The sequence below is a fragment of the Flavobacteriales bacterium genome, from assembly GCA_025210295.1.
GTDB lineage: Bacteria > Bacteroidota > Bacteroidia > Flavobacteriales_D > Parvicellaceae > S010-51.
Genome location: JAOASC010000046.1, coordinates 96,970 through 117,322 on the forward strand (window position 1 = coordinate 96,970; position 20,353 = coordinate 117,322).

Annotated in this window: 10 protein-coding genes; 1 reads left to right on the top strand and 9 read right to left on the bottom strand. The window is 35.4% G+C overall.

Annotation, left to right across the window (positions count from 1 at the left end; translation table 11 throughout):
- Nucleotides 1-34: 34 nt before the first annotated feature.
- The 6 genes from N4A35_14325 to N4A35_14350 form a co-directional block, all read right to left on the bottom strand.
- Nucleotides 35-433: a hypothetical protein gene (locus N4A35_14325; GenBank protein ID MCT4582589.1), complete on the bottom strand. Its 399-nt coding sequence runs from the start codon at nt 431-433 to the stop codon at nt 35-37.
- Nucleotide 434: 1 nt separating this feature from the next.
- On the bottom strand, nt 435-632 hold the full coding sequence (locus tag N4A35_14330) for an AtpZ/AtpI family protein (GenBank protein ID MCT4582590.1): 198 nt from the start codon (nt 630-632) through the stop codon (nt 435-437).
- Nucleotides 633-1,028, bottom strand: coding sequence for a polymer-forming cytoskeletal protein (locus N4A35_14335; GenBank protein ID MCT4582591.1), 396 nt, complete (start codon nt 1,026-1,028; stop codon nt 633-635). It abuts the gene before it with no gap.
- Nucleotides 1,029-1,131: 103 nt separating this feature from the next.
- Nucleotides 1,132-3,492, bottom strand: a complete 2,361-nt coding sequence (locus N4A35_14340) for a PKD domain-containing protein (GenBank protein ID MCT4582592.1) — start codon at nt 3,490-3,492, stop codon at nt 1,132-1,134.
- Between the two features lie 8 nt (nt 3,493-3,500).
- Complete coding sequence (locus tag N4A35_14345; GenBank protein MCT4582593.1) at nt 3,501-7,235, bottom strand: PKD domain-containing protein; 3,735 nt, start codon at nt 7,233-7,235, stop codon at nt 3,501-3,503.
- 105 nt (nt 7,236-7,340) lie between these two features.
- The gene (locus N4A35_14350; protein ID MCT4582594.1) at nt 7,341-11,816 is read right to left on the bottom strand and encodes a translocation/assembly module TamB; all 4,476 of its coding nucleotides are present in this window, start codon (nt 11,814-11,816) and stop codon (nt 7,341-7,343) included.
- A 24-nt stretch (nt 11,817-11,840) separates the two neighbouring features.
- Here N4A35_14350 and tsaD point away from each other — a divergent pair, with 24 nt between their 5' ends.
- The gene (tsaD, locus tag N4A35_14355) at nt 11,841-12,872 is read left to right on the top strand and encodes a tRNA (adenosine(37)-N6)-threonylcarbamoyltransferase complex transferase subunit TsaD (protein MCT4582595.1); all 1,032 of its coding nucleotides are present in this window, start codon (nt 11,841-11,843) and stop codon (nt 12,870-12,872) included.
- Between the two features lies 1 nt (nt 12,873).
- Here the strand turns inward: tsaD and N4A35_14360 are convergent, their stop codons facing one another.
- The 3 genes from N4A35_14360 to N4A35_14370 are packed head-to-tail and all read right to left on the bottom strand — an operon-like array spanning nt 12,874 to nt 20,243.
- Nucleotides 12,874-15,777, bottom strand: a complete 2,904-nt coding sequence (locus tag N4A35_14360) for a gliding motility-associated C-terminal domain-containing protein (protein ID MCT4582596.1) — start codon at nt 15,775-15,777, stop codon at nt 12,874-12,876.
- Nucleotides 15,778-15,788: 11 nt separating this feature from the next.
- Nucleotides 15,789-16,145 (bottom strand): hypothetical protein, encoded by a 357-nt coding sequence (locus N4A35_14365; protein MCT4582597.1) that lies wholly within the window; start codon nt 16,143-16,145, stop codon nt 15,789-15,791.
- Nucleotides 16,146-16,151: 6 nt separating this feature from the next.
- Nucleotides 16,152-20,243 carry a PKD domain-containing protein gene (locus tag N4A35_14370; protein MCT4582598.1) on the bottom strand — a complete coding sequence of 1,364 codons (4,092 nt, stop codon included), beginning with the start codon at nt 20,241-20,243 and terminating at the stop codon, nt 16,152-16,154.
- Nucleotides 20,244-20,353 lie beyond the last annotated feature (110 nt).

The following is a 20,353-nucleotide window of genomic DNA, read 5'->3' on the forward strand; positions in this document are numbered from 1 at the left end:
TCTCGACATTTAGATAGCAAAAACATGCTTATTTTTAGTTTTTAAAAATTCCTCTTTTATTAATTTTTAAAATTTTCATTAAGGCTTTAATTTCGATCAATGTATAGACAAAAAACCATAAAAAAACATGTAATAATGCCTGAGTTTTTGAAATTTCAAAAGCTGTTTTTAACCAATAGATATATCCCAAAAAAGTAAAAAACTTAATGGAAGCAATTCCTATATACACCACCCACACACGATCATAGTTTTTAACTGATTTCTTAGCGATAATCCAATTCGTTAGTACTAGAAAAACAAGATAAAAGAGGTGTAAACAGACAATAAAGCTTAAACTGACCTTAATTGCTAATAAATAATTAATTAGGATATGAACTAAACAAATCAGAACTCCTATTCCCCCTAATTTCATGGAAGAGTATATTTTTTCCATCTTATTTCTTCATCATGTTAATGGCTTCTTTGATCACCAAATACATTCCAACAAAAACACCTAATAAGGAAAACAAAATAGTATATAATTTCCCCTCCTCTCCATCAAGATAGATTCCTAACAAAGCTCCTCCTCCTATAATGAAGATCATTTGAAAAGCTACAGAAGTAAATTTTAAGTATTTATTGGTGCTCTTCATTTAAGCGACAACTTCCTCTTCTTTTCTTTCTTTATTTTCTATAGATTTTTTAGATGGCGAAACTCCACCCATACTACAAGTTACAGCAAAAATTGCTCCTGGCTCAATCGCTAGTTTACCTGTTATGACGTCTCCCTCTACTTTTGCTGTTGACTTTAAAGAAAGTAACTCCCCTACTTTCATTGATCCTTTTACATGACCTTCTATCTCAGCATTCTGACAAACAACATCGCCTTTAATAACTCCAGATACACCTACAACTAACCTCCCTTTGGTGGTAATCGTACCTTTTACCTCTCCATCTATTCTAATATTGCTCTCAGAAGAAATACTCCCTTCAATACTTGTCCCTTCAACTATTCTATTTAATCTTTCTGGAGAATTTAAATTACCCATTCTACTTTTTGTGTTATCGTTATTATTTTTAAACATAAGCCATGCTTTTGTACAAATATACTTTATTTAGTGTAATTTATCAAAAACGTGTGGGATCGTACTTTTATTGTTTGCCTATCACTTTAACTATTTTCTTTTGTTCTGACTGAACTTCTAAATAATAAACTCCTGTAGGATAATCTTCTATAGAGATGATCGTTTCTCCTGTTTCATTGTAAAAGCTATTCATTAACTTTCCACCAGCATTGTATATGTTAACTTGATAAACAACTGAACTAGGAATATTAATCGTTATCTTATCGGATGTTGGGTTGGGATAAACTGTAACAACTTCTTGATCAAAAGTTTCTTTTCCCATAAAACCGACGTATACTAAAAGCGTATCAACTGTTGAACAATGACCAACAGTACCTGTTAACGTTACATAATACGCCCCAGGAAATAAAAATTCATGATATGGAATACTATAATTAGCAGTTGTACCATCTCCAAAGTCCCAAGTGTAACTTGAAGCATTGGAAGCCCCTACACCAAACTGAATACCATCTCCTGTATTGATTGAAGATGCATTAGCAGAAATATCAACTACAGGTAATGGAAGAACTGTTACTGGAACGTCAATCCTATTGCTGCATTCTCCATTTATTCCTGTAACAGAAATCACTTCGTTTGCTGTTGCTGTATGATTAACCAGTGATATTGTTTGGCCATCACTCCATAGATAGTCTGTTGCTCCACTTGCTTCCAACATAAACTCCTCGCCTAAACAAACTTCAATTGTTGTTGGCGAAACAGCCAAGTTAACATCTTCATCAACGACAACCATTGTTCCCAATGTATCCTTACAACCATAAGCATCTGTTAAAACGACTTCATAATATGTATCTGTATTGGGAAACACAGTTTGACTGGATGCTGTAGCTGTTCCATTGCTCCACTCATATAGAACTGGAGTCACACTATTCACATATAAGGTTGTGGAATTTCCTATACAAACATGTTGCGTGTCTGTAATTGACGCATCTATTGAATGCTCGACAACTGGTATTGAAATACTTACCTCACAATTCCCATTATATCCATAAGCGATGATTGAATCCGCCCCAAAAGGTGTATTCACAATAGTATTGGCTACTGTATCTCCGTTGCTCCATAAATATGTTGTTGCTCCTGATGAACTAATTGCTATTGAATCTCCCCTACACAAATCGATAGCACTTACAGATGTTGTCAAACTAGGATAATCATTTACTTCAATCGTTACATTTAAAGCTTCTGTACAACCATACACATCGGTTACAGCTACATTATATTGAGTTGTAACAACTGGAGAAAGACTATGAATAGAATCATTGGACAATCCATTATCCCAATTAAAACTTAATTGCTCTCCTGTTGCATTAACTTCTAATACCGCTCCATCCCCACTACATATTGTTGTATCTTGATTAATCGTAGCAACAACACCTCCTGTATTGGTAATTATAATTGTATCGGCAGATTCGCAACCTCTGCTATCAATTACTTTTGTTTGATATACTCCCTCATCTAAATTGGTAAATTGATTGGTTCCTACAAAAGTGAGTCCTTCATCAATACTATATTGATAAGGACCTACTCCATTACTTGTCGTTATTGTAAACACTCCATTCGTATCGTTACAGGTTTCGTGTGTCACTCCTGTAATTGAAGAAGCTATATTCTCATCTCCCACAACAAAATCTACCGTTTCGTTACATCCATTAATGTCGCTACATTGTAATTGATAATTCCCTGGTGTTAGCTGAGTATATGAATAAGTTCCTGTTGCTGTTTGGATACTTACATTATTATCTATTGAAAAAGTATAATTATCTGGCCCACCAAATGTAACCACAGCAGTCCCCATGATCCCTGAACATTGAACAGGTGTAGTCACTACTGAGGGGTCTATATGTGATTTTGTGATGGTAAAACTAGCATCTTCGACACATCCATTGGCATCTTTTATTTTATAAGAATATGAACCTACATCTAACTGCTGAAAAAAGTTAATCGAATTATAAGTAGCTCCACCATCGCTGCTATAGGTATAGGGTGCCACACCTCTTGATGGTATAATATTGACTGACCCTGCCACATAGTCATAGCAAGTTTGTTGAACAATTGAACCTGAAAATTCCATTGGAGTATAATTCAGTGTAACACCATAAATCCAACTTTCACAATTATCTGCTGTTAGAATTCTTACATTATACGTTCCTGCAGAAAGTCCTGTAAAAATATTACTTGTTTGTGTATTCCAACCTCCAATTCCATATTCATAAGGTCCTGTTCCTCCTGATGCCAACACTTCTATTTGTCCTGAATTCCCATCACAACCAGGTTCGGTTATCACAACAGTACCTGTAGCTTGTGTACATTGAGCTAAAGCTACATTAATCATCAAAAAAAACAGCAATATGGCACTTACTAAACACTTCATAACGCGCATTATTTTAAGAGATTAATATGACCTTTATACTCATGCATTTCTCCAAAAACGTCTTTACAAATTATTTTATAGACATAAGTATCTTGTTGCGACAAATTTGATTTATGAGTACCATCCCATCCTTCACCTAACGTTGTTGTATAATAAATTTGATCTCCCCATCGATCAAAAATAAACAATTCAAATCCGTCCTCTACAATTCCATAAGATTTTAAATTAAACACATCATTTTCCCCATCTCCATTGGGTGTAAAAGTATTGGGAACGTATACACTAATAACAGGTGTAACGCTGATTCCTTGAACTGTTGTATCCATACAATTGTTATTGGTATAAGCGACCAATGTAATATAGTAAGTCCCAGTATCAGCATACCAATGTACTGGTTCAAAATCGAATCCTTTTGCTCCATCTCCAAAATCCCAAACATAGCCATCACTACCTATTGAAGTATTCTCCATCAAAAATTCCGATTCATACATATTTTCTTGTAATTCTGTCGGCGAAAATATTGCTAATGGATTATGGTAAACGGTAATGTAGTCCTGCAAGCTCAAGGTGTCTTTACAGCCTAAGTCATTTTGTGTAATCATTCTCACGTCAAAACTGATATCTTCTGTGTTGCTTTTATTGGTGAAGCAAACATTTGGAGAGGCTTCTGTTAACGTGTCTCCATTCTCAAAATGCCATAGGTAATTAACTATACTTGAGGAATTAGCAATCGATAAATCTGTAAACTGTACACAATGCTCATCACACCCCTCTGGCGCATCTACTATAAACTTTGAAAGAGGTGCTGCATTTACAGTGACTGGAGCTGAATATACATTGACACAATTATAATTTGAAACAGCTGTTAACACGACTTGATACACCCCTGCTTCATCGAAAACATGTGATGGATTTGCAAATGATGATGTTTCGTCACCAAAATTCCATGTGTAACCAACTATTGATCCTCCTGATATTGTTGATAGGTTTTGGAATTGTGTAGGCGGTTCATTTTCACAAATTGTATTAGCTGAAAAACTTGCTATTGGTTCAGGATATACTGAGATAACTATTGTTGTATCGTTAACACATCCATTATTTGATGTCGCTATGATGGAAACATTATAATCTCCTGCGGTAGTAAAAGTATGAATGGGATTATTGATACTCACCAAAGCCGAACCATCATCAAAATTATAGATAGGGTTATTTAACACATCAGGAGCAACTACTTGTGAAAGGTTTGTAAATTGTACTGGTGTATTCACACAGATATTTTCTCCTGCAAAAGCAGCTCTAGGCATAGGATGAGGCCTATATTGAATCATGGTATCATCCACACATCCATGGTTTGTCGTTACTTTTAAATAAACATCGTAGGTCGACAAAAATGGATAAATATCTACAGGGTATTGATGACTCGGATGTTCTACATTTCCATAAGTATGATCTCCAAAATGCCATTCCCATTGAGCAATATTTCCAGACGACACTGTGGCTGCTGATGTAAATTGCAGACTTTCATTGTGGCATTCTATTGGATTAGTAAAATCTGCTACTGGTAAGGGATTAACAGTTACTAATTGTGTATCTACAGAATCTTGACAAGAATTTGTGGCGGTAACGACTAGTTTAACAGGATAGCCTCCATCAGTTAAATATAGATTTTCCGGAGATGAAAGCAAGGAACTATTTCCATCTGCAAAATCCCATTCTACATTGGTGATACTTCCTACTGAGGTCGTACTGTTATTTTCAAATTCTGTTACTTCTCCCAGACATACATCGTTTGCTGAAAAGGCTGCTACAACAGTTTGAACTCCCACAGTTACCTCAACAGAATCTACCGTAGGCACAGGGCATCGATTATCAGCATAAACACATTTATATGTTCCTGGCATTAATCCACCAACGCTATCTGTATTGGCCACCAAACCATTTCCAGACCAAACATAAGTATAACTTGGCACTCCTCCTGTGAGATTCAATTTGATACTTCCTGAAGCTGTATTGTTACAAGATGGAACTATTTCTGGATTGGTTTCAAAAATACATGGTGGGATATTAAAACTAACTTCACTTACATGTCCTGGTCCGCAAACTGCAAAATTTTGGTTAAACTCATTAAAAACTAAATCATAAACGGCTCCATTAGTTGCCCTAAAATCCAATTGATTAAAATTATTATCCAACAGATAAACCCCATCTGTCGACCCGATTAACAAATATCCACATGAAGTGATATAAATTCCTCCACAACCACCTTTCGACCCATTGGGCACGGCTTTTTGGCCTACTAAAGCTCCTGTTAATTTATTCACTTTAGCTATTGTTGCTCCATTGTGTAAAAACAAGAAATCACCTAATTTAGCCATACCATTATACCCCTGCATTCCTGCATATCCACTTGCATATCCGAATGGAATTGGCGATGGATATGTTGCAATCGAAGTATTCGCAGCACTCCAATGGTGTATGGTAGCCGGGTTAGAAGCGACTGTAAAAACATCTCCATTATCATCTACTACGCCTGAATGTGGATCATAACAACAGCTCCCACCTCCATTATAATTTAATAAAGCTCCAGTTGCTGCATCAATTGTCGCAAAACCACTTACACTATGTCTTTTACCTGTAAGTGAATAGACTTGCCCATAACATTCATTTAAAACAAAACGCCAACACTCTGCGATACCTCCACTACTCCAAAGAAAATTCCCTCCAGCATCATAGGCTATACTATTGGTTCCAATTACAGCATTAAAAAAGCAATCTCCTGTAGAGCTTGTTAACATATCTCCATATAATCCACTTCCAGTAGTTACGGAATGTAACAACGTTCCAGCTGGATCATATTTTTCTAAACGAAATGCTGAACTTGTCACATAATGGTTTCCCCATTGATCAATTCCATTATCAACAGGAGGACCTCCATTTAATCCAGGAACAGCAATTAAAGGATCTATAACTATTGTTTCTTGTGCAGGAACAATATCGAAACCTACAACATTGTTTTGAGATAAATAAAATGAAGATTTTACTGGAGTTTTATCTTCTAACAAGTAAGATATAGGCGCATTTTCTACCAACTTCCCTTTGATTGTCTCTACGACAATATTTCCAGCTATCATTTCTTGTTTCGCACCATCATAACGATAGTTAATCTGACTCAAGTCAGCATGGGGCTGAACTATTAAGTTGTACTTTATTTCTCCTTGATTTTCGGTAAAGAAATACTCTGCATCAACCCCTTCATAAAGGTTCTTTATCGTCATCTTCTTATACCCCTTACAAAAAATAGTTTTCCCTTTTTGGCGCTCTTCCCAATCAACAGCATACCCATATTTTACTGTAGACAACTCCTCTACTTCTATTGTTGCATTAGGATTAGCATTAAGCCAATTTAGAACAACATATTGATATGTTGGTTTAAACTTCTCCTTTTCTCTCTCTTCTTCTTCTTCAGACTTAAACCCTCCTTTCTCAGCTTCTCTTTTTTCCTCTTCTAACCATTCCTTGTCATGCCTTTCTATAAAGCGATAAACAAGTTGGTTCTTTTGGATTAATACCAATGTTTGGTTATCAACACAATACTCAAAGTCTTGATATGCTTTGGGTAGTTCATGATTGAATTGTTTTTTATTTTCGATAAAAACTTTTTGTTCAAATGGAGTCGCTTCATATTGACCTAACACACTACCCCATCCCAACAGCAACCACACAAAGCCTATAAAATATTTCATAGCTACTTGATATTTAGTTCTCTAAGCTAACGAAAAATAAAATATGTAGTTGCTTTTTTATATCAATAATTCAGGAAAAACACTCACTTAGGAGAGTTATTTAACTTATTCATCTATATTACAGTCTTTATCATTAGATTTAAAGACATTTCTGAGCTTACACCACAATTCTTTGAAAGTGCTAAAATTTTCTTGATAAAACACACCAACCCCCTGTGTATTAGCGCTATTATCTGCGCTTGAAATATCAAATTCATTGGATTTATTAAAAGCATGAACCCTCACATTACCTTTATCATTCAATTGATATTCTACATCAACATCTCCAATAAAATTATTCGTTGACTCCTCTGTACTACTTCCATTGGTTCCACTTGAAACTCCTAGGTTGGTGGAAATCGTTAATTTATCATTCAACAACTGTGTTGACAAAGCTAAAGCCACCTCATTGTTACTAATTTCATCACCTGGTCGGTAATTGAATCCCACATCGAAATCATCTGTAAAATTAGACAACATATTACTCAATTGATTGGATAACATTTCACTAGTTGTTGCTCCCAAGACTCCTGAATTGGCTGTTGCTGAAACGGCATCTACTCTTGGTAAAAATTTATTTAAAATCAACAATGAAAATACTTGGCGATTCATTTCTGTTGGTGTACTTACCAAATTGGCCAATATACTTTTAGCATTTTCATCACTTCTAGGTAAGCTCACATTAAAGTCGATGTTTGGGTTAAATAAACTATTCGTTAGGTTCATCTCACAATCCACCGCAACTTTTTGACGATATAAATCTCTTTCACTTTCTGGCATAATATCATACAAACTTGCTTTTAAAGGGTAAATAGCTGTTAAGTTAACATCTGCATCATAAGGGTTACCATACCAACTAATTGTTCCCCCTTCTTTTACATTAAACTTCTTATTGATAAAATCTCGAAGCGTAAAGAGGTAACTTCCTTCTTTAACGGTATAGTTTCCAAACATGTAAAAATCATAAAATTGATCAATATACATATCTATATGCCCTGAGCCTGTTCCCCGCATTGCATCCCCTACAACATCATCAAACACCAATTGAATTTCGGCATCTTCTGTAATATCTAAACTTAAGTTCAAGTTAACCCCATCTAAATCAACTTCATATTCTTCTTCATTTTCATTGACATCAACAAAAGTTATAAAATCTTCTAGCACAACTTCTTCTGACCCATACAAAGGCAGCGTTACGTTGGTTCCTTTTTCAGATTTAGCATTAACTGTAATTTCCAAAACTTTCTCATAATTGATGGATACATCTCCTGTAGCAAAAGCATTTCCATAGTACAAGTTATTTTGTTCATAGTTGGTATTCATCACCAAAAAAGGAGCATCAAAAAAGGCGAAGAAATCATAACTATAATTTTTAAAATTTTCATGAAAAAACGACCCAATTAATATTGCCTCACTTCCAAACTTATCTTTTACGGTGAGTGCTTCTAGCCCTATTAAATCTTCTTCTATTTTTATTGGGCCATTAGTGTAATAGGTTGTATTCAACATTTCGATGGTAACCTCAGCGCTATCTAGCAACAGGTCTCCTTTTAATTGAGGAGCCTTGAGCTCACCTTTAACCAACAATTCCCCTTTTAACTTTCCTTTCAAATGCTGTAATGTTGAAGGTAAGAACACGTTAACAAACGCTAAATTTGTTTCTTGAAAAGCCAAAATCATATCTAAATTATCGTATTCCTTTTTAGGATAGTAATACCCTTGAACTAATTCTAAGTCTTGAATTCCATCTTCTCTTTTTAGATTTCCCAGAAGCTCTATCCTATTTTCTACTTCATTCCAATTAGAATTTAATTCTACATCTCCAACTAGCTCTTTATTAATTGTTAAATCGTCGACCCATGAATAAGCATCAAAAAACAAATCATTATAAACGTCTGAAACAAATCCTGATAAATTAACTACTCCCTCTAACATTAATGCACTATCTCCATTATTAAGAACATTATTTAAATTACTCAACTCAAAGCTCCCTAACTCAAAATTTAATTGATCAATTGGTTTTTCTGAAACTTTACCATTTAATCGTATTGTTTGATACTCATTGTGTGCTACTAGATTATCGACCTTTATAGCTGTGGTATCAATTGATATATTAGCGATACGTTGTATTTCCCAACGCCCTACTTTTTCGGCAAAGAAAACAGATGGCAACACTTCTGTTTCAAAATGATGCGGACTTAATACATACCCATCGACATCTATATGCCCCCAATATGAAGAATCAGGGCTACCCCATAATACTGCTGAAGCTACATTATCTTGGTATGCTTTTGCCTGTATTTCTACATTTTCAATAAAGCGACCTTGAACAGGAATTAGCGTGTCGATTGTTAAATCAAAAATATAGAATGGATCAAACCCTGCTATTTTTCTGGTGGTATCCAATTGAACTCCTCTGAATTCGATGTTATTATATTTTACATAATCTGATTGAAATGCCAATTCTAACAAATCGTCATTGCTTTGATATTCACAACTCATTTTTGTTTCATTTGAAACAGATAAAGCAGGATAAAACAACTCTGTTAACATTGATAAATCATTCACTTTTAAGTTTAAATCAAAATATTGGTTGGCCATTTCTGTTCGTTCCTCCTCTGTAAAAATAGAGGGCAGTATTTTTGCTCCTAACCCGTATAAACTTTGAGGCAATGAATCTAAGCTATAATCTCCTCTCATACTTAATTCGGCAAACTGAGCAAAAACATCTATACTATGAAATCTAGTGTTACTCTGTGATTCAAAAAGAATTGAATCAAAATAATAGTTTTTACCATTTTCAAAATAAGAAATATCATTAAAATGGACATACCCTGAAAACTCGTCTAAATTACTTCCAAAACCATTCGCATCAACATTAACAGATACGATTGCATTGGTTCTATTTTGAATCAAATTCAAAGCTTCTAAATCAACTTTTTGAAGGTCTGCTTCAAAATTAAACTGGACGGGCTTTTGGTTTAAGTCTACAATACCATCAAACGAAAAATCAATATTTTTATCTTTCATCCCTACGTTTCCATTAAATGATGAATTCTTAAAATCTCCTTTTAGTGCAATATTTTTATAGTGATACCCTCTGAATTCTAAAGATGGAGCCTCACCTTCTATAAATAAGTTCAAATCACTTAAAGATGTTCCCTTTCCATCGATCTTAAGGTTGGTTGATATCGCTCCTAAGTCACTCATACCACTCAGGTCTCCCAATGCTAACATTGATGTATTTAAGACTCCTTTGTACCCCAATTTATTTTGCTCATCAATTGAGCACAGCAAATCTGCTTCTACAGCTCCAATATCAGAAGCTATATCTAAATTCATTTTAAAATCATTATAAAAACCGTCTATAACACCAGAGAGGTTTACAACACCTAAACTATTTAGCTGTTCTGGTAACTCTAAATCATTTTTTAAGCCTAAAGACTTAAAATCAATCAATTCCAAATCTTTACGATAGGTCTGCACTTCATTGATATCAATATAGAAAAGTGCTTCATCTAGGTAGGGCAACCCTTTCATTTCTGCATTACAACTAAGGAATGTATTGGAGGTCAAACCTACAAACAAATGCTTCAAATCTAATTCATTGACAGGCCCAAAAACTTCCCCTTTAAGTGTTACAGTATTACTCATTTTTTTAAAAACAGGAGCGAAATACGAAAGGTCTTTCATGTTTAATTGCGACGACTGAATATCCCCTTTCATTACAACTGCATTTACAAAATCTCTAAAATCCTTATAATCGTGATAAGACAATGTTATTTGATTGGCATTAATATCAGAAGCTGGAGTTAAAATTTCTAGCTGCTTTACCTCTATCAAATTAGGGGTAATCAATACAAAGGCTGATAAGTTTTCTGATACAAAACCTGATTTTTCGTTGAATGTCAACTTTTCCAAAGAAAAACGAGTTGTTTCTTGATGATTTTGCAAATCCTTAACAACTCCATTTAGATCTGTTATACCTATATGTTTATAGTCTATACCGTATGATTTTTGAGCAACATTCCAATCATTGTAAGAGAAATTTACATGAGTTAAACGAATATCATCTGCTAAGAACTTAAAAGGAGTTGTTTTTTCATCTTTTTTTTCTGTCCTTTTAAAGTATTCGATCAAGAATTGCAAATTAAGCTTTTCTTGCTCCTTATATTTCTGCAATTTAACTGTAGCATCTACCAAATCAACAGTGTTGAGTACTACTAATTTATTTTGAATACTGTACTCTTTTACATTGGCAATAACTGTATTGGCATACAGTAAAGTATCTCCTTCCTGATCTTCAATGTACACCCCTTCGGCTTTAACATAATGTAAACCATTTATTCTTATGTTATCGATATGCACTTCTGCATTGAGCTCTTGGCTAAGATAATTGGTTGCTTGCTGAGCTACTTTTCGTTGAAAGGCCTCAGACTGAATTGCAAAAGAACAAAACACCAAAAAGAAAAAGAGCAACTCAAGGGTATATCCGAGCGTTCTTTTACTATAGATGAGTATATTTTTAATATTTTTGTGCAATTAAAACCGCTTTACAATCAAACAATGAACAAAGATAACATCATTCTTGGGATAGAATCAAGTTGCGATGATACTTCTGCTGCTATTATTTTAAACGATAAAATGCTTTCAAATATTACTGCTGGCCAAGAAGTTCATGAAATGTATGGAGGAGTGGTTCCTGAATTAGCCTCTAGAGCTCACCAACAAAACATTGTTCCAGTTATTCAAGCGGCTTTAAACAAGGCCAATATTGAACTCAATGACTTAACTGCTATTGCATTTACAAAAGGACCTGGATTACTTGGTTCGCTTTTGGTAGGTGCTTCTTTTGCGAAATCTTTGAGTCTAGGATTAAATATTCCTTTGATTGGTGTTAACCACATGAAAGGACATATTCTCGCTCACTTTATACAAGAAGAAGGTAAAGAAAAAGCGGTACCTCAATTTCCTTTTATCTGCCTAACAGTTTCTGGTGGACATACACAACTTGTTAAAGTTACGGCACCTTTAGAAATGGAAGTTATTGGAGAAACGATTGATGACGCTGCTGGAGAAGCATTTGACAAAGCTGCTAAATTATTAGGTCTTCCATACCCTGGAGGCCCTTTAATTGATAAACATGCCCAAAAGGGAAATCCAGACAGGTTTACTTTTACGTTTCCTAAAACCACGGGATACAACTACAGTTTTAGTGGTTTAAAAACTCAGTTTATGAATTTTCTAAAAAAGGAACTCTCTAAAGACGAATCCTTTATTGAGCATAATCTGAATGATATTTGTGCTTCTTATCAAGCTCACATCATCAACTACCTCTTTAAGAAACTAAAAAAAGCTGCTTTTGACCACAACATTCATCAGATAGCTATAGCGGGTGGGGTATCTGCCAACAGCCGCTTAAGAAATGAACTAAAACGACTTGGAACAAAGCATGCTTGGAAAACTTTCATTCCAGATTTCCAATACTGCACAGACAATGCAGGGATGATTGCTATTACAGGTTATTATCAATATTTAAATCAAGACTTTAGTACCCAGGCTACAACTCCTAATGCAAGACTAAAAGTCAATGAATAAACTATCTTTTTAGCTCAACTGAGCCTTTAAAGATTTGCTCCTCTCCATCTTTGGTTAATTTTAGGGTATAAAAATATGTTCCATCAACAACTTCTTCTCCTATTTTCAAGCTGGTAGTATTAGATTGACCAATCCAATTATTTTGATAGGGTGTTGCTTGGTAAACAACATCTCCCCAACGATTAAAAATCACCAACTCGCTGTGATCAAAAGCTTGTAACTCTAAAATTTCAAACACATCATTCCAACCATCGCTATTAGGCGAAAAAGCTGACGGGATTTTCAATTGATGTGTCACATTTAAAAACAACGTATCAGCATTAACACATCCGTTTGACATATTAGTCATTACAATTGTTATGTCGTGTTCATTTTCATCGAAGAATGTATAATTAAACACTGAGTCTTCAGTTAGGTATTGCCCATCTATATACCATACAAAAGTATTGGTATCACCAACATAAGAATAGATATTTTCTACAAACGTATAAATTGACTCATCCCAAGCTATTGCTCCATTCAAAAGAATATTCACTATTGGTTTAACGGTATCCATTGACACTAAAAGAGAATCTACTGTTACACATTGATTCAATGAATTGGTAATTGTCGCCACATAAGTTCCAGCTGAATCAACCAATGGGCTATCAGTGGAATTTCCAAATAAAATATTCCCATCAACTGTTGTCCACTCGAAAAGATAATATGGATTTTGAGGATTGATAAAAGCGGTTAAAAACACCATTGGGTAACTACAATTCAAGATCGTATCTTGGTAATTAAAATTAGGCTTTACAGTATCTAGAGTTACCACCAAACTATCTCTAGACAAACAACCAGTATTTAAATCTTCTGATTCTAAGACGTAAGTTCCAACGCTATCAATATAAACAAACAAGGAATCGCTATTCCCTAGTATTATTCCGTTAGTTGTACTCCAAGAATTGGCATAATAAATCCCATGATCGGAAAGGCTTCCATCCAACATTACACTATCTCCTGAACAATTAATCGTCGTATCAAGCCCTGCATAAGTATATGGTATTGGATGAACTAAATGACTATAAACAATACTGTCTGCACAACCTAAGTTAGAAACCACTTTAAGTTCTACTTGATAAGTTCCAGGTTGGCTATAAATATAATTGGTTGACGGAACAGTACTCCCACCTCCATTTCCAAAGTCCCAAGACCAAGAAACAATCGTATCACTTGTTGCAATAATTGAAGAGTCCAAAAAGAAACTGGTATCCATTAGACATACTGTTTCTTGATAAAAGTTAGCTGTAGGTTTGTTTTTTACAACTACATCTTGATATAGTGTATCTGAAAGGGTTCCACATACAGAAATTAGCATAACCTGTTGATTTAAACCATAGGTCGTATCTAAAACGAATAGTAAAGTATCTCCACTAGAAAGGGTTCCTACATTACTACTTTCCCAGTAAAAACATCCCACAGAGCTTGCGGTTTGATTATAAAACTTCAACGTATCTCCATGACAGCCCACTGTATCATTATAAGCCCATTGCGGATTGATTGAAGTACAGACTGAACAAATTGTATTCTCATTAACTGCTGGTGCATCTTCTATTACAGGTGGAGAATACACTTGAACATTTGAAGTTATTATTTGTGATGCAGTTGTTGGATTTAATGGAGTTGTTACTGTACTAGTTGTCATATCTATTGATGTATATGGTGCATTGACAAATGAACAACCACAATTCCCTACACTATCCGTCTTAATAAACATCGGATCGTATTCATTGTCAACACCACAAGCAGACAAATTATTATTATAGTTCATTGACAACACATAACCTCCGTCTTTGGCAATCACATCTACTCCTCTATCGCACCCAGCTTGCCCATAGGAATTTGCCCATTCAAAATTACCATTATCGTCTATTTTCAATAGTACAGCATCTCTTCCTCCATTGGTATAACTTTCACTTGTACCAACTATGGCATAACCTCCAGCGGGAGAAACTAACACTCCTTCTGACCAATCGTTACTTGGGCCACCGTAAGACTTAGACCATTCTACATTTCCTAAGGAATCTAATTTTACGACTAAGATATCTCTTCCCCCAGCTGTTAATCCAGCTTGATCGGTTGATCCAGTCATCAAATACCCTCCATCTAACGTAGGCGTTCCCTCTGTATCCCAATACCCACCTTCAACACCTGGTGTTCCATAAGCATTCATCCAGATTACATTACCTTGCAAATCTGTTTTGATCACCATCAAATCTCTACTTCCAGCTCCGAATGAAGTTGTTATCCCTCCTATATAAATATGAGTCGGAGCCGCATGAACAGAACACAAATTATCTTCTCCTGCCCCTCCAAAAGCCTTACTCCACTGATGATTCCCTGTGCTAGAATAACTTGACACTACAGCATCCCAACCTCCATAAGGGAATCCTGTAGTAGAACCGCTTACTATAATCTGATTAGAGACTTCGGTTACCCAATGTGCATAATCATTTGAATTTCCATTCAAGTTGTTCCAAACGGTAATCCATTGTTGGTTCCCATTCGCATCTAATTTTTGCAATAAATAATCATATCCATCTCCTCCATCTGAATCATACAAGCCAGAAACTAACACGCCCCCATCTTGGGCTTCAATTACTTTTCTTCCACCATCAGATCCTGCCGAACCGTATGTTTTATACCACATCAACTCGCCACAAGTATTCAGTTTATAAACATAGTTATCACAAGCTCCTGCAAGTCCTCCATTATGCTGTCCAGTACCTACAAACCCTCCATCATTGGTTGGAGCCAACCCTAAACCTCCAGTCATTCCTGGAAAATTAAACGATCGAACATATTGAGCTCTAGTCGTCCCAACAAGAAAACTAAATAAAACTAATAAACAATAATACTTATTCATCTATACACCTCTTATTCATTGATTAACTTCATCACCTCGTCATAATCTTCTTTGACTATTAACTCTACAATATTCTCGGTTGGAAAATAAATTTCTTTTACCACTTGATAAAATTCATTTGAAGTAGAATCTGAGTAATTTTTAGCCTTAAACAACATGTATGTTTTGTTGTCTGTTTTTGTTAGCTTAATTTTCTTTTTCATTTCAAGCTCTTGAGGCAAAAGCACACTAAAATGGGGACAATCTAAAATATCACTTTTAACTTTCATTAAAACATACCCCTCATTATCTGCTTCCTGAGCAATTGTTTGCATCCCTGCAAATACAAATGCTAAAACTGTCATTAATTTAAAAATTTTATTCATCATTTTATCTTATCTAAATAGTGAAACATCTCCTTTATAAACCTTATTCTCTCCATTAAATGAAGTTTGTAAATACCACATATAAACCCCTTCTACTGCTGGTTTCTCATGTATTGTACCATCCCAACCTACATTTTGGTTATTGGTTTCAAATACTTTTTTCCCCCAACGATCATACACTGTAAAATACATTGCTTGGGCATAACCTCTAACAAAAAGCTCATCATTCTCCCCATCTCCATTTGGAGAAAAAGCAGATGGAACAAATATATTCTCAATAGGCAGAACAATTAATTGATGATATACGGTATTGGGGCAACCAATATCGTTATATACAGTCAACGAAATATTATAAACTCCTGTATCTTGATAGTCATGAGCTGGATCATAATGAATACTATCCAAAGTTCCATCAGCGAAATCCCAAACCCATGATACGGCATCTACACTTAAATTTGTAAATGTAATATTCGGCTCTTGGACTGTTGTTGTAGAAGGTGTTAGCTCAAAATCTGCCGTTGGAAACGGATAAGTCGTAATCAATGCTGGCTTCACAATCGTGTCATAGCATCCCTCAGTATTTTGAACAATCAAAGTTACATCATAAGTTCCTGCTCCTTCATAACAATACCCTACATATTTACTTGATCCTTCACCTAAACTATTTTCAAATTGCCAATTCCAGTCTGCAATTCCTAAGCTATCGTTTGAAATACTATTAAAAGTAACACAAAGTGGCGCACAACCTTCTGTTGTATCTTGTAAAAAATATGCTGTTGGTTTATGATAAACTTGAACTGTTTGTGTTAGACTATCCTGACAATTCAAATCAGACGTTACGATTAACTGTACATCATATATCCCATGACTTGGATAATGAAAACTTGGATTTTCCTGTGTTGACATCGAATTTTGAGTATCTCCGAAACTCCATGAGTACCCAACATTACTTCCACTTACAATTGTTGAATTATTGGTAAAAGTAATTGGTTGTTCATTGATACAAGCATTTGATGTTGTAAAATTAACATTTGGCAAAGGGTGTACGACCACTGTTTGAACTAATGTATCTCTACAATCATTATTTGAGATTGTAATCAACGAAACATCAAATGTTCCACTAGTTTGGTAAACATGAAATGTTGAAGAATCTGTATTTACATTAGATCCATCTCCAAAATCCCATTGACGTACGGGGATATTGTCTGGTGCATTGATGATTGACAAATCACTCACATTCACTGTATCTGTTAAACACAAATTTGAAAGGTTAAAGACGGAATTTGGCATTGGATAAACCGTTATCGAATCCACTAATGTATCCCTACATCCATTGTCTGAAATAGTAACTAAAGACACCTCATAATTACCATTACTTGAATAATAATGGGTATCATTTTCTTGCATACTTCCATTTCCATCACCATAGGTCCATTCCCAACCAATAATATTATCTGGAGCATTTATTGTTGATGTACTGTTATACGCATACTCTTCTGCGATACATTGATTCATTATAGAAAAATTAGCCTGCGGCATTGGATATACGACTAAAGGCAACGCTAGTGTATCATAACAATTATTATTAGAGGTTGTAATTAATGTAACTTGATAAGTTCCATCATTGGAATAATGATGACTTTCATTTTGGTTAAGTCCTCCGTTTCCATCACCAAAGTTCCAATTCCATGCTGTAATTGAATCAGGGCCATTTATTGTTGACAAGTCACCAAAACTAAATGTATCTATTTGACATTGGTTGACTAATGAAAAATTAGTGAGTGGCACAGGATATATCACAACCGAATCTCTTAAGGTATCTGAACAACCATGGTTACTGGTTGTTAGGAGTGTAATTTCGTAAGCCCCATCTAAAGCGTATAAATGAGCATTATTTTGCTGATTACTGGTCTGTCCGTCTCCATAGCTCCATTCCCAAGCATTAATGAGGTCTGGCGCATTGATTGTAGAAAGGTCATTTAAAGCTAAACTATCATATAGACATTCATTTGTCAAGGTAAAATTAGTCTGTGGCATCGGGTATACGACTACAGTATCTATTAAGGTATCTGCACAAAAATTATTACTTACTGTGACTAATTTCACTTCGTAGGATCCATCAGCAGCATAAGTATGATAGACATCTTCTCCTAATTCAAAATTCCCATCACCAAAATCCCAAGCCCATCCAACAATCGCGTCTGTTGCAGTAATTGTTGATGCATTTTCAAAAAACAAAGAATCAATTAAACATTCATTCGATAAATTTGCCATGGCTTGTGGCATTGGAAACTTTGTTATGGTACTTGTCATGGTATCCGCACAACCGTGATTAGTTGCCACGATTAATTCAACTAAATAATCCCCTTCAGAAGCATAGAGATGATTGTCATTTGCATTAGTACTGCTAGTTCCATCTCCATAATCCCATTGCCATGAAACGATATTTTCAATATTTACTGAAGAATTATCAACAAATAATGTTGTATCACTTAAACAGGTATTGGGAATAAGAAAATTTGCTTGAGGCTGTACAATTGTTACGCGTTGTTTCAGTGTATCAACAGTATTTCCACACACAGAAATCAATGCTACATCTTGGGTTAATCCCTGAGTAGAGTCTAAAACGAATAATATTGTATCTCCATTTGAAGAGTAGTTGACTGTATTATCCCAATAAAAGCAACCAACAGAACTGGCTGTAGTATTGTAAAATTTTAACGTATCTCCATGACAACCTATCGTATCGTTATAGCCCCATTGTGGGGTTACATTACTACAAACGGTACATATTGTATTCTCCGTAATATTAGGGTTATCAACAATAATTGGCGGGGACTCTATATGTAAGTTTGGTGTAATGTATTGGGTTGCTACCACCGTATCTATTGCTGTTGTAACGATACTAGCTGTAACATCCATAGAAGCATAAGGAGCATTAATGAATGAGCATCCACAGTTCCCAAGGCTATCTGTTTTAATAAACATTGGATCATATTCATTATTTACTCCACACCCTGCTAATGAATTATTATAATTCATAGACAAAACATAACCTCCATCTTTTGCCATTACATCTACCCCTCTATCACAGCCAGCTTGTCCGTATGAATTAGCCCATTGAAAATTTCCAACACTATCCACTTTTAGTAAAGATGCATCTCTTCCTCCATTTGTATAGCTATGACTTGTTGCAACAACGGCATAACCTCCATCAGGGGATAATACTAGACCTTCAGACCAATCATTATTGGGTCCTCCGTAGGTTTTTGCCCATTCAACTACTCCTGTAGAATCTAACTTAATCAGTAGAATATCCATTCCTCCGGCTGTTAATCCTGCTGTATTCGTTGAACCTGTCATTAAGTAACCTCCATCTGGTGTTGGCAACCCTTCGGTATCCCAATACCCTCCCTCATTACCTGTAGTACCATAGGCATTCATCCACATCACATTTCCTCCAAATCCTACCTTTGTAACGAATAGGTCTCTATTTCCAGAACCAAAAGATGCTGTAATTCCTCCTGCAATTACTCCATCTTGCACTGCATGGATTGAACAGAAGTTGTCTTCTCCTCCACCTCCAAAGGCTTTAGTCCATTGATGTACACCTCCTAGGGTGTAACTAGAAATTACAGCATTCCATCCACCCCAAGGGTGTGCATTAGTGGAACCACTGACAAAAATATTTGATGGTGTTTCTTCCACCCAATGTGCGTAATCTCCGCTATTAGCAGCAGTATTATTCCATACCGTTAACCAAGTTTGATTTCCGTTAGCGTCTAATTTTTGTAAAAAATAATCATATCCATTCCCTCCATCAGAATCAAACAACCCTGCGACCAACAACCCTCCATCGATAGATTCTACCACTTTTCTTCCTCCATCACTTCCAGCGGTACCATAGGTTTTGTACCACAATAATTCTCCACAAGTATTGAGTTTATATACGTAAGAATCACAGCCTCCACCAGCAGCGCCGTTATGTTGACCTGTACCAACAAAACCTCCACTAGCTGTAGGTGCAAGTCCCAACCCTCCCGTCATATTCGGGTAGTAAAAAGACCTCACATACTGACTTGTAGCAGATATAACTATCAACAAACTTATTGTAACTAGAAAGCTTTTACTTATGTACATGGGAAGAAGATAAAATCAAAACACACCTTATTATTGCTACGCAATTTACAATAATTCTAATTTAAAATCCA